General features: G+C 61.6%; 8 protein-coding genes and 1 pseudogene. 6 read left to right on the plus strand and 3 right to left on the minus strand.

Annotation, left to right across the window (positions count from 1 at the left end; translation table 11 throughout):
* Position 1: 1 nt before the first annotated feature.
* On the plus strand, positions 2 to 2,956 hold the full coding sequence (locus ACHIRB_RS20195; RefSeq protein ID WP_395123635.1) for an ATP-binding protein: 2,955 nt from the start codon (positions 2 to 4) through the stop codon (positions 2,954 to 2,956).
* A gap of 125 nt (positions 2,957 to 3,081) precedes the next feature.
* Here ACHIRB_RS20195 and ACHIRB_RS20200 read toward each other — a convergent pair whose 3' ends face one another.
* Positions 3,082 to 3,573 carry a DUF5663 domain-containing protein gene (locus ACHIRB_RS20200; RefSeq protein ID WP_395123636.1) on the minus strand — a complete coding sequence of 164 codons (492 nt, stop codon included), beginning with the start codon at positions 3,571 to 3,573 and terminating at the stop codon, positions 3,082 to 3,084.
* A 254-nt stretch (positions 3,574 to 3,827) separates the two neighbouring features.
* Between ACHIRB_RS20200 and ACHIRB_RS20205 the strand changes: the two genes are divergently transcribed.
* Positions 3,828 to 6,155 (plus strand): type IV secretory system conjugative DNA transfer family protein, encoded by a 2,328-nt coding sequence (locus tag ACHIRB_RS20205; RefSeq protein ID WP_395123637.1) that lies wholly within the window; start codon positions 3,828 to 3,830, stop codon positions 6,153 to 6,155.
* Between the two features lie 431 nt (positions 6,156 to 6,586).
* Positions 6,587 to 7,801: a hypothetical protein gene (locus ACHIRB_RS20210; RefSeq protein ID WP_395123638.1), complete on the plus strand. Its 1,215-nt coding sequence runs from the start codon at positions 6,587 to 6,589 to the stop codon at positions 7,799 to 7,801.
* On the opposite strand, the gene ACHIRB_RS20215 is transcribed toward ACHIRB_RS20210, so the two are convergent.
* Positions 7,798 to 9,435, minus strand: a complete 1,638-nt coding sequence (locus ACHIRB_RS20215) for a tetratricopeptide repeat protein (protein WP_395123639.1) — start codon at positions 9,433 to 9,435, stop codon at positions 7,798 to 7,800. The two genes, ACHIRB_RS20210 and ACHIRB_RS20215, sit on opposite strands and share 4 nt — an antisense overlap.
* A 389-nt stretch (positions 9,436 to 9,824) precedes the next feature.
* Between ACHIRB_RS20215 and ACHIRB_RS20220 the strand changes: the two are divergent.
* Positions 9,825 to 10,418: pseudogene (locus ACHIRB_RS20220) on the plus strand (NADAR family protein); the annotation flags it as partial.
* A 2-nt stretch (positions 10,419 to 10,420) separates the two neighbouring features.
* Positions 10,421 to 10,999 (plus strand): hypothetical protein, encoded by a 579-nt coding sequence (locus ACHIRB_RS20225; protein WP_395123640.1) that lies wholly within the window; start codon positions 10,421 to 10,423, stop codon positions 10,997 to 10,999.
* 23 nt (positions 11,000 to 11,022) lie between these two features.
* On the opposite strand, the gene ACHIRB_RS20230 is transcribed toward ACHIRB_RS20225, so the two are convergent.
* A complete protein-coding gene (locus ACHIRB_RS20230) occupies positions 11,023 to 11,322 on the minus strand; it encodes a hypothetical protein (RefSeq protein ID WP_395127761.1) in 300 nt (99 codons plus the stop codon).
* 1,231 nt (positions 11,323 to 12,553) lie between these two features.
* On the opposite strand from ACHIRB_RS20230, the gene ACHIRB_RS20235 reads away from it, so the two are divergent.
* The gene (locus ACHIRB_RS20235) at positions 12,554 to 12,724 is read left to right on the plus strand and encodes a hypothetical protein (protein ID WP_395123642.1); all 171 of its coding nucleotides are present in this window, start codon (positions 12,554 to 12,556) and stop codon (positions 12,722 to 12,724) included.
* Positions 12,725 to 12,986: the final 262 nt, after the last annotated feature.

The raw sequence follows: 12,986 nt of genomic DNA on the forward strand, positions 1-12,986 counted from the left end.
AATGATTGAAAATGCGGACGGTCGGCCGAGCGGGTTGTCGATCGGACGAGGTTTGTTCGACAATGGAGCGTTCGCCGCGTCGCTCAGCTTCCTGTCGGCGGCGCTAGCGGAATGCCGCGCGGACGGTCGCGACGACGTGTCCGCCGAGTGCCTGCGGTGGATCGGTGCCGCCCATGCGCAGCTCGGTGCGGTCGAGGAAGCGGTTCGCGCTTTCCTGGATGCTCTTGCGTTGCTACCGGATCCGAGGTCGGAGGTGGCGATCGAATGCGCTGAGTCCGCAGGTATCGGGTTGCTTGAGCTCGACCGCCCGCGCGAAGCGCTTCCTCATTTGCGTGCTGCGTCGATCGAGTATCACAGGGTCGGCGCGGGCGAGGCCGCCGCCGATTGTGACGATGCGCTCGGCTGGGCCTTCGTTGGCGTCGAGAACTTCACAGAAGCGACACAGGCTTTCCGTCGCGCAGCTGACGGCATGATCGCGGCAGGTCGGCACGATGACGCCGCCGTGTGTCTGCGCTGGCTCGCGGCCGCCCACGCAAATCTCGACGCCGTCGAGGAATCGGTGAACGCGTTCATCGAGGCAGTGCCACTATTCGCCGACCCGTTGTCAGAGCTGGCGATCCTCTGTGCCGAGTGCGCCGGTCTCGGTCTCAACAAGCTCGACCGGCCGCGTGAGGCGATTCCGTACCTGCGCACGGCGTCGACGCGATACCGGCAGGCAGGCATTGTTGCGGACGCTGCCGAAACAGACGATTCCCTTGCCTCAGCCCTTGTGGACATCGAGGAATCTGCCGAAGCAATCACGGCCTACAGGCGCGCGTCGGACGCCTATCTCTCGCTCGGCCGCGTACAGGACGCCGCCGACAGCCGGGCGCTCGCCGGGACTGCGGCGGTCGAGTTGGAGGATGCTGCACTCGTGCGTGGTGAGTTCAGCGCCGCGCGAGTGCTCTTCGAACGCCTCGACGACGCAGTCGACGACGTTGCACAGTGCTCATTCATGCTCGGACTGGCGGCCGTGGATCTGAATGAGAATGCAAACGCGGAGGTCGAAATGCGCCGCGCGAGAGCAGGATTCGATGCCTGCGGCGGACGCTCCGCGGTTGCGGAGTGCGACGAGAGGCTCGGTGGACTGCTCGCAGATGATGGGCGTCTGGACGACGCTCTGTCGGCGTTCACCGCAGCCATCGCTGGCTACACGGAGTTCGAGCGGCATGGCGATATCGCGGATTGCCATCGTGGGATCGCGAACGTGCACGACAAGTCGGGGCGGATGGACCTGGTCGTGGAGGCGCTAGGCGACGCCGTAACACACGACACTGCCGCCGGTCGACACGATCTGGCTGCGGACATGGACACTCTCCGTGGGATGAGCTTGTTCGAATTGAACCGACGTGACGAGGCAATCGCCGCGCTCGCGGCCGCGCGCGAGTACTACCGCCGAAACGACCGACAATCCGACGTGACGTGGTGCGATGTCGTCGAGGCCGCAGGTCGCATGTCGCTCGGCGAGGATATCGTCGAGGACACCTTCGCCCGCGCGAGCGCGGAGTTCCATGCGGTGGGCACCCTCGACCGCTACGCATGGACCGAACTCAAATGGGCGACTGCGGCGGTGAACCGGGAGGACGTAACTGCCGCACTTATGCATCTCCGGGCCGCGCGCGCAGGAGCCGAGTCAGCAGGTGATGGCGACCTAGCCAGGGACTGCGACATGGGCGAGGCAGCGGCTCTGATGGCGATCGGAGGCTACGACCGGGCGATCGTGCTCGCGATGGCAGCTCGCGCTTCGTTCCTGCGACGCGGGTACGGCGCAAAAGCGGCGAATTGCTTGCATATTATCGGGATCGTCAAGTACTTCCAAGGCCGAATTGCCGAGGCCGAGGTGGCGTTGAAGCAGGCGCGCGTCGAGTCGGATCACCTTGGTGCCGCGTACGAGGTCGCCATGATCGACTTCCATCTCGGTCAGGTCATCGGTGAATCGGGTCGGCTCGATTTGGGCGACGAGGTGATCGGTGCCGCGCGCGCGGGCTTCGCACGGCTGGGACTACCCGAGATGGTCGCCGCAACCGCCGGTATCTCCGCTGCAATGCTGTTTCGGCGTAAGGACTACGCCGGGGCCGAAGCAGCGCTCCGTGCCGCGGAGGTCGGACTTCCGCGCATCACCGATTTCGCCGTGGACCTCGCATTGCTCCGGCAGAATCTGGCGAGCGCGATCCTCCTGCAGGGCGGCGCGGATCGCGCGCTGCCGATGATGCGGAGAGCGCGCGATGCAATCGCGTCGGGCTCAATCCAGCGCGACTTCGTCGCGATGTGCGATATGAACATCGCGGTAGCCGAGCTGATGCGACACCGGCTGGATTCGGCGTACGCGTCGCTGCGATCGGCAAGGAGTGGCTATTCGACTATGGGTGCGACCTTTTTTGTAGCGAAGGCTGACTTTATTGATGCGGCGATCGCAATCGCACGATCCCAACACCAGATCGCGCTCGATATTGCGATACCAGCGGCAATTTTCATCGACGCACAACGGTTCACGTTCGCGCAGGCCGCCTCGCGCATAGCCTGGTCGGAACTGAACGCAGAGTTCCGCGTCACGTTGTTCGACTGGGTGCACAAGTTCGGCGACAAGACGATGCTGGCCGACCTCGTGGAGACGTCGATCAACTCTGGGACGCACTTCGCGGGCGTTGGACCGGCCGATCCAACGGTGAGCATGGGAGCCCTCGTCGGTGTCGGCACTGCGACGACAGACGCCGCCAGTCCCAACACGCGATCCGCGGCTGCGCCATACGACCTCGGTGGTGCGGCCGCACTGCTCGCCGGTCCTGTCCTTCCTCTGCGGCCGCCGCCGCTGCTGATTATGCACAAAGGTCACACCGCCCTTGGCGCATACGCGGAGCGCGCCGACGAGCTGTACGAGCGGATCATTCGGCCGAGCGCTATCGACGCGCTGCGGTGACAGATCACCGTCCGGTCCGGGCACAAATTGTGCGGCCTATACATGCGTGATCCGAAATGCCCAATGTTCGTCTCCCATCACCGAGAAGTGCACCGAACTGTGCCGACGAGCCGGCCTGCCGAAGTTCACAGCAATTGAGCATCGGATGCGCAGTAATCGAGATCGTTTTCGTCTTCCAAAACCTCGCGTATGACCTCGGCACGCTCGCGTAGTTCGACCTTCAAGTCGTCAAGCATCGCGGCGACTATGTCGCGGTAGTTGGGCTTGTGGAGTTCGAGCCATTTGGTGGCCGTGTATTCGATCAGCACCTGAGAGAGCGGCACCTCCGTCCCTAGCGCGCCATGCATTCGTTTGAATATCGGGTCCGTCGCGTAGTCAGTTGCGTTGGCATCGATCCACTCGACCACGAGCTGTTCGTCGCGGTTGATGATCCGTTCGAACTCGTTGAGCTCTATGTCTGTCAGTCCGTCCGATAGACGCGTGCCCACGCGGAGCTCCAGTTCGTAATAGATCTGGTGCAGGAACTTATAGATCTGGTGCAGGAACTTGTCCGCGGCCGCTCGCGGCACGCCTTCGAGTCCGACCTCGGCCAGAAAGTCGTAGTCCAGGGTGATCATGTGAGGTTCCTTGCTCCGTCGGGTTATGCCGAACCAACCGATTCCCCACGGCTGAGTTATCGGAACGAATGAGGCCCTGATAGCCGGGTGTGCTGTTCATCTGAGCGGACACAGTCGCGGACTGCGTGGGGAATCGGTTGAGAGAATGCCGCGACACATCGACGATGCGCGAATCGCACCTGTTGGAGGCGCCGATGTCACGTCCTGAATTCGGAAACAGTCCCGAAAGACCCACAGTGATGCACGGAGTCGAGATGACCGGGCTGCGGCGGCTGGGCGACACCCGCGCTAATGCGCTTCGTCGTGAAATCCCCGAGATGCGCGGACGGCTTGTTGCGGAACTGCCTGGGTCTGCACTGGAATTGCGCGTCGACACCGACCACGACGGTGTCGTACGCACGCTGGTCCTGGTCGACGCAGGCTCGGACACCGAACTCTTGGCCGCCGAGGTTACTGCCGTATTGGAAGGCATCGCTGACGTGCGCTCCATAGGGGCGGCGACGGGAAATGAGCGCATGGAGTGGCCCATCCAGGTTATTCGTGAAGAGTGCACCTTGGGTTATGAAATACCCGGTTCATCGGTCCTTAAGAAGGTCCCGCTCGATGTGTCGGACCGGCGGCGTGCGGTGTGGCTGGGCCGTCCCGCCGTTGTCGACTGGGTTGGTCCTCATCCGGGCCACGGCGTCCGAATTCGATTGTGGGCCAGCAAGGGCATCGAACGCGACGGATGCATCGCGACGTGGACGGTGGTCACGGATGGGCAGTCGCCGTCGTTGCGACTGCGGGCTTGGTTGAGGTCTCTGTTACCGGGCCTCGTGATCGCAACCAACCCAGGTGGAGCCCCGAACAAATTGGAAGTTGGGAGCGAGCAGTTGGGATTGGCACTACCGGTGCCCGTAGTTGGAAGCGACCCCGTCACCGGAGTGAGACTCGGTGCTGCGGCACCAATCCCGATGAATCCATCGGCGCTATCGGATTCGGATGAAACTGCGGTCCGGATCGGTGTCGGCCGCACGCCGGGCGGTAGCCGGTGGCCGCTGCGATTGAGCGAGACCGAGCGGCTGCGGCATCTCCATGTATTTGGGCGTACCGGCACAGGTAAGTCGACATTCCTAGCCGGAATTGTGAACGAGATAGCCACGGGCAGCGAAGGCATGTTGGTGCTCGATCCACACGGACATTTGATCGATCGAATTATTGCAGAGCTACCGGAATCGGCACGCGGGCGCACCTGGGTGATCCGATCCGGTGATGTCGAAGCGCCCGTCCCGCTTAACCCGATGGCGGTGGAGGATCCGGATCGACGTGAGATCGCCATCGAAGCAATGTGCGGCATGTTTCAGTACTTGTTCGACCGGACCAATACTGGAATAGTCGGGCCCCGTTTCCGTGAGCGTCTCGGCATGGCGCTGCGTGCACTTGCGGCAGTTCACGGCGGAAACGCTTCGGTATTGGATGTGCCTCTGGCATTGGCTGACGACAAGTTCATGCGAGCTGCAGTGAACGCGTCAGGAGACGAACGTCTGAAGAAATGGTTCGAGAACGATGTCGTCAACCGGCGTTCAAACGAGTACGGAGATCTCGTCTCCTGGGTCAACTCGAAGTTCGAGGCTTTCACGGCCACCGCCGCGATGCGAGCAATCCTTGGTAGCGGCGCCGATGCCTTCGATATGGCAGAGGCGATGGATTCGGGGCGGATAATCCTCGTCGATCTTTCGAAGTCGTCTTTGGGTGAACAATCAGCGCGTCTGCTCGGTTACTTGCACTTGCATCGGTTGTGGGAAGCGACGCTGCGGCGGTCCACAGCGAGGGCGTTCACGGTGGTCGTCGACGAAGTGCATTCCGTCATTTCAGGTTCGTTGACGGCGATGTTGTCCGAGGGCCGGAAGTTCGGCTTATCGGTGATCATGGCCAACCAGTACCTCGGCCAGCTGGATGACGATCTGCGACCCGCAGTCGACGGCAATGTTGCGACTACGGTCTCTTTCCGATGCGCGGCACAAGATGCCGCAGCGATGTATCGGCGGCTGGGTGGAAACATTGATACATCGACGTTGATGGCGTTGCCCGACCTGACGGCGATCATTCAGCGGACGGCGGCGCCGGGTTCCGGCGAGCCGTACACGATGTCAGTGGACCACAACGCGCGAACCACTCCGCGGATCGCTGCGGACTTGACAGACTTCCACGCAGCACTGGAGGAGTCCACCAATAGGGGGTTGGTGGAACCGCACCGGAAACACACCGAGCGAGCACGGGCAGGCAAGTCCAATCTGAGTCTCCCCATCGCCGATAACCCCGCAACGCCGCCGCGCCCCTCGGTGACTAGCGAGCGCCGGCTGGCAAGCCTCCGGAACGGACGTCGTTCCTCGATGAGTGGCTCGCGAAACGTCAAGCAATGCAGGCCAAATCGGGGAAATCGGTCCAATCGCCGCAGAGTACGGCACCCGCTACTAATGAGGAATCGGCGTAGGGGACCGGCTGTGCGGGAAGTGATTCTGCAATGTTCAGTGGCGGTGTTGGCGTCCGAAAGCGCCCCCGCGGAGCGCCTCAAGGCGGTGGGCGGACCCGAGAGAAGCTGACACCAAGTGATGTTTTGTCCCCGGCGCGGATTTCCGAATGTCGTCGGCGACTGTTCTTGCCCTCCGTCGGCGTCACGTGATGTTGGCGCGGATGAGGCGCCGCTAGGTGATCATGTTTGCGTGAGCACAGTTGAGTCGAGCTACGGGCCGGCCGCAGAGCAATTGTTCTATCGATCGCACGCCATGTCTCGAGCGCGCGGTCACCGCGGCACAACGTGGCTGTGCATTGCCGCGGCGAGTTCGGAACGGGTGTGCCGGGACGACGGTGTAGCGGCAGTAGTCGAGACACTCGATGTGTCTCCCGCTGCCCTCGTCGATGACGTGCAACGGGAACTGCTTGCCGCTGCCCGGCGTGGGGAGCGTGTCCGTCCGCTAATTTGGCGGAGCTATAGCTTTTATGGGTTCGGGGCGGGCTTTCTCCCATGACCGGAATGATCGAATCCGAAGCGCGGAGAATAGATTCGGCCAGCCACATCTCGACGTGGCCGGTGACCGTCGAGTTGGACAATGGGCTCACTGTGACGGTCGATCCGACTTCGCCGAACACGCGGTGGTCGATCGAAGTCCGTGATGTATCGACGTCAGCGGCCGTGCTGGACCAATTGCTCCGCGATCGCCATAGCCCGGCCCCCAAGGTTGGGCGCGCGTGGCCAGGCATTGCGAGGCTGGCGACTCTGGTCTGGCTTGAGTCTTGGTTTCCGTGGCTGCTGGAAGGCGACGCGCTGGACATCGAAATCGCCTCGGTTGCATCTGAAATGGTCGAGATCGGTGCGGCTTCGATAGCGCGCGAAAGATACTCGCGATGCATCGGGACGCTGCTCGACCTGGGTGGACGCACTGGGCCCGGCGACCGTATCGACGATCGAGCGCAAGTTGTCGTTCGGAAGGCGCTCGCTGGTGCTTGGGCCTTTGCCGACGCGTTCGACAAGCGGGATCGAACGCAGCTGCAACGGCTTATGTCGATTGGCGGCCAATCGCGCGGCGGCCGGGTCGAGCCCGAACGCACGGTGGACGATTTGTTGTTGGGCGTCGATTTGTCGACACTGGTCGCCGGGTTTCGCACCCAATCGGGCGGAATTCGCGCCCGACGGACTTCGGTCGACTGGGCAGTTGTTCCTCGCGGCTACCTAGACCCCGGCGAGAATACAGTCACAGTGACGACTCAAGGCGATGAAGTCGGCGTCTCTGTGGTCGCCGCTGAGAGTGCGCAGAACAGCGGCCTGTGGACCCACACGCTGGGCGTTCGAGTGTTCCGCGAGGGAAGCGTCGCACCGGCTGTCCTCGGCCGTCTCGAAGTCGACCGTAGCAGCGGCGAATACCGGGGCACCGTGAAATGTGCTGGTGGGCTTGGTGATACAGACGTCGTGGACGTCTACTCAATGGGAGATTCATTGCCGGCCGCATTGGGCCGCGACCGGGCTATCGCTGCCGCACGGCGCCACGCGACGTGGGCAGCCGCGATATCGCGCCTCGCGATGCTCGATTCGCCCGAATTCGCTGATGAGGCTCTCCGAACCGCACGGACGGAATGGCATGCTGCCGCGTCACTCGCGCCCGTAGGTTCGACTGTGCCGGAAGCGATTTCGGGCCCAGTAGTGCCGCCGTCGTTGGCCGAGATGGCTCTCGTGGGGATTGTTTCCCCTTAGGCACCTGCCACGTCGACGGGATTGGCCGGTCGCGGAACTCGCGCGTACAAGACATCGACCCCCGATATGTACTGTTCTAATGCGATGTTGCCGTCGGGCATCCGCAACTTTGGTGGCGGACTCATCGGCAACACCGGCCACGCTACAAGCCGGTGCCCGCCGTCGAGCGACGCGAGATGGTGCGCGAGTCGCGCTGGATCGATCCCAATCGCAGGCGCAACGAGATCTGTACCTGCGACGTGCATGCCGGAGTTGATGGCGGTTTCGATCAATTCGCAAACCAACGATGAATCCCCGAGTTCTGCTGCCCACTCGAATATAGCTGCCATGCGTTTGACGGTCTGTCGCGCCCAGGCTTGACGTACGGGAGCATGCGCGAATTGGAACCGTTGCGCGTCGAGGAATAAGACGGCTGGCAACGATCGGTCGAGTCCGGCTCGCATTTCTTCGCGTCGCGATGGCGAGTCGACTGGCATCGTGTGCGCTTGCAGGACCGACAAAAGACCGAGATTTACATCGCACCACGCGAGCTTTTCGTGGAGGGAATTGCTGGAGTAATACGAGCGGGCGCGTGTGAGTTTGCCCTGCGCCTCGTCGAACCGCCCAGCAGAGCGCAGCGCAACGCCGATATTCATATCGCAGTCCGCGACCTTCTCGAGACTGCCCATCGCCGTGAAAGTGTCGCTAGCCGATTGGTGAGTCTGCAGAGCTTCATCGGTACGTCTGCAGATTTCGAAGATGATCCCGAGGTTCTGCTTGCACTCAGCCGCCCGAAAGGGCAGACGGGCTTCGAGGAATGCGGCGTGGGCGCGTTGAGTGGCCTCCTCGGCTTCGTCGAACTGCTGATTGGATTCGAACACGACGCCCAGGTTCTGATTGGCTTCGGCTACTCCGACCACGTCGCCCAGTTCCTCGAAAATTGTTTTAGCCCTGAGTAACTCGTGCGCCGCGAGATCGAATCGGCCGGTTGCCTCGTACGTGTTGCCGAGTCCCTGGATAGAATCGGCGAGCCTAGCCATCAGCCCCGCTTTTGCGAACACGACCGTCGCTGCGGTGAATGATTCCTCCGCGCGGCGGTACCTACCCATCGCCAGGTACGTAGCGCCGAGGCCGTGACTGCAATCCGCGCTCCGTTCGAGCTGAGAGTGTTCGGCGAAGAATTCCCAGCCGAGAAGTAGCGCTGCTTCGGCTTGCATATGTCGGTCCTGCGCCAAGCGTACGGTTCCTAGATTCGAAAGACAGTCTCCGATTCGGCGAAGTTCACCGAGGCGTGCATAGCGGATCAACGCATCACAGAGCTGCGCACATGACTCTTCGAACCGATCGTCCTTCGCGCGGCTCATGGCGATTTCTGCGCTTGCGTGGGCTGCGAAAAGTGGATAGCCGTCGCGGTCGAATACGGCACGGGCGGACGATAGGGCATCTGCAGTCTCCTGGGACGCCGCGAAGTCGGAAACCGTCGTGTGGTACGTCGAATAATGCGCCTCTGCGGAAGTAGCAGGCATGTTGCTGGCTGATCGCTCGACGGCGTAGCGAAAGGCGGCTATTGCGTTGCTTATTTCACGCTCGTCGACGCCATTCAATGCCTCGCGAAGCAACGACAACCAATCGGTGAGCCGCTCTGAATCGAGCACTGGTCGGATCGGCCTCCTGTCGGAATCCCGGAGTCTTCTTCGGCAGCTTTAGCCTAAGCGAATGGAGATTGACAGTGAGTCTTTCGCGGCGAGGCTGATGTCTGGCGAGGCGCAGCGCGAGGCCGACCGCTGCGAAGTTGCCAGCGCGATCAGAGAGCAGTAATCCAGGATTTGGTCCGTTGTTGGTGGCGTTGCACCCCGAAACTCTGTCCGCGGCGCATGCGGCGGCCGATGGCGCGGCCGAGTTCGCGCGGCTCGAAGCCGCACGTTGCGCGGGTCCTTGGTCCAGACGATCCGGACCCGCTGGCGTTTTGGCATCTGCTTGCAGAGTGGCGCCTTGAGTTGGGCTATCGCTCGACAACAGTCAGGTCTGCGGGCATGCAAAAGGGTTCGGCCGGCAGATCAGATTGCGCCCCGACTGGCTCGAGGTGCGCGATTGCGCGAGGCTCGCGATCCTTCGGGACAAGTTCCGGCGAAACCCCGACGCGGCAGCAGCGCCGGTTGGCACAGGCGACGCGAGCTTCGTCGAGGGCAACAAATGGCACGACAACTACTGGGGCCGTTGCGATTGCAATGAATGTTGGGCGTCGCCGGCCCGCGCGTCGAACACGTTGGGGCGCTTGCTGATGCGCGTTCGAGGGGAGATAGTGTCCGATCCGGAATCGACCCGTGGTCTGGATAAAAATCCTGTGTGCTCAGCGGATCTATCGTTGTACGTTCGGGGGAATCGGTTTCTGCATTGGAGAGGAAATGCACCGGATGTGTTGACCAATCGAACTCGCCTACGGACACGTCTCGACAGGAGACGTGTATCTACAGGCAGGAGAGATGGAATGGTCGAAAATCGCAGGGTGCAGTTCGCGTTGGCGCAGCTGGCGGGTCGGCTGCATAAAGCAGTGAGAAGCGTTGCGGCTGCGGACCGTGCGCATACTGGGTGGCAGCAGCGGCGCGAGGCGCTGACATGGCAGAGCGACGCGGAGTAACTATGGCAAAGCAACAGCGCGGGCACCGGAAGCCGGGGCAGGCGAGTCCAGTCAAATGGCGTGGGCAGGCGGATGGCGATCGTCCGCCGGTCCTCGGCGTCGACGTCGGTGGTGTCATCGTCGACCGCGCGGCGGAGAACTCGGATACCTCGTTCTTCGGCCTGAAGCCGATGGATACGCCCGCCGTGGACGGTGCCCTTGATGCGCTGCAGCAACTGACAGTCAGCTTCGAGTGGCGAGTACATCTTGTGTCGAAGGCTAGGTCGACGACTGCAGCGACTTCGCGCCGTTGGTTGGAGCACATCGACTTCCATTCGAGAACGGGCATCGATCCGCATAATGTACATTTCGTGCAAAATCGTCAGGACAAGGTGCCTGTTTGTGAGCGTTTCGGGGTCACGCATTTCATCGACGACAGAGTGGAAGTGCTTGGCTATCTTCGTGATTGCGTACCGCGCCGGTACCTGTTCACAGGCGGGCTTGGGACAAACGGACGTCCGAACGGCACGCCCACCGACCTCATCGTCGTCGGCGATTGGACCGAACTTCGGGAGCTGATCGAGCGGACGCTACGACCGTGATGCCGAAGCTGGTGGCCTCGGGCTTACGTCATCGAGACCCTGCGCTTTACCTCTGCAGCGCGGGCCTCGTTGAAGGCGACGAACTCGCCGAACGACAGGCCCTGGGCAGCGACGATTCGATCGAAATCGTCGTCGGGCCGGTGAAACGCAGGTCGGCGGAAAATCTTACCTGCGGCGAAGTCGAACGTCATGAATGCGATGTCTTGCGCGAGCATCGCGGCCAACTGGTCGGGCAGGAGCGCAAAAGTGCCCGGATGATGGTGGGGCGCAGAAACTACAAACGACGCCAGGCGCTTCCGGTATATGTCGTCGCTGTCCGGCATTTGCATCCAGTACTCAAGGCTCGAGTTTCCGATCCCGCGTCCATAGACGGTCACCTCCGAACCGTCAGTATTTTCCCGGGGTACCAAACGGGTACCGTGCCCGGCTGCATCGCACCAGCGATCATTTTGGACGTGGCGTCTCTCCAGAAATAGGTGCCCGAGACGCTCGCTAGCGGCGCAACCCTGGCGAGCAATCCAGTTGCAATCTCCAGCGTTGCACCGCTGACCATTGTCTCGTCGACGACGACTACGTTGCAGCCATCGAGCGTCGTGGGCGCCGCTTTGACTTGTTCGATCCACCCACTGGGGTCTATCGGCTGTGCGCAGAAGAGCGCCCGGATCCGGAGGATAAGGTCGTCGGGGACGAATTCGACGCGGACTGTTTGCTTTCGGCGTTGCGAGCCTGCGCATCCGTGTACCCCATGTGGCCGAGCCAGTCGCGCCGATCGATGCGCAGAAATTCGCATCTTGGTTTGGCGGCATCTGGCGCCGCAAGCTGGTTCCAAAATGCATCAACGAACCACGACGCTGGTCTCGCCGATTTGTCGAGCCAAACGACGACATCTGGTCGTTCAGGCCTGGACTGATTGTCTTGGAGGACTTCCCGTTCCGATATCGTCCCATCCAGCACTCCGATTAGATGGTCGACTGACCGCAGGTATTGTTCGCGGGTGTAGTCGCCATCCCAAACTTGGCGACGACCGTTTACTGGGTGCGATCCGTTCAGCAGTGTGTAATTGGCGTCCGGAGCGTTGAATTTGTTTCGCAGCGCTGTGTAGTCGGTCCTGGACATCGGCCTGCAAGGTCGGGACAATTCAACCCTTTCAACAACCTTTGGGCAGTCATCGTATGCCGTGCGCCGCGGTCGTCGGTGTCAGCAATTCGATCGACACGTCGACCGTGTAGTCGTGACAACGATCTCCGGTAGAGGCCTAGCGTTTACGCGTTCGCGAAAGTCGGATCTCACCTAGGTCGCGAACCACATGCGGCGCTACGACCAAAATGTGCTCTGACGTCGGCGGTTCTTAGCAGACTCGCTGTCCACCCCTTCGATCGTCCCGGCGACGTCGCGGTGTGGTGACTTCGAGTGAGGGATCCTTTGTCACATTGATGTGGATGTCGGTCGAATGGAATACAGAGGCCGACGCCACTGACTGGCACGATAATCCGTATTACCAAGCCCAGGCGCCGCGCAAGGGGGCAGGTCTCCCCGCCGAAATAAGGAGCAGAAATGGTCGCGAAGATCAAGGGAAAGTTTGTGGACTACAACGAGGACCTGAAGGTCAAGGTTGTTTCGTATGGCGAGGACCTTCAGGTCCTTCCGGTTACCTACAACGAAGAATTCAAGCTGAAGATTGTCCAGTACAACGAAGACAAGAAGATCAAGATCGTAAACTACTGAGGCAAGGATTCGTCGTGTCCGACTTTGTCGCAGAGTTCCGCGAGAACCGCGCAGAGGAACTCGGGGAACTGCTCGACGCGTGATTGCAGGACCGTAGCGACCCGCCGTCGAGTCCAGGGATCTTGTCTCTCGATTGCGGAGCTGTACTATTTTTCGCCCGACATGCAAAGGCTCGTCAACATGTGATCCGCGTGAATACCCGCGCCGCCGTGGCGGATTGGGCGGCACAGAAGGGCACCATGGCGGACCTGCCGTGGAGCAA

The sequence above is a fragment of the Antrihabitans spumae genome (genome assembly GCF_043944905.1).
In the GTDB taxonomy this organism is placed as follows: Bacteria; Actinomycetota; Actinomycetes; order Mycobacteriales; family Mycobacteriaceae; genus Antrihabitans; species Antrihabitans spumae.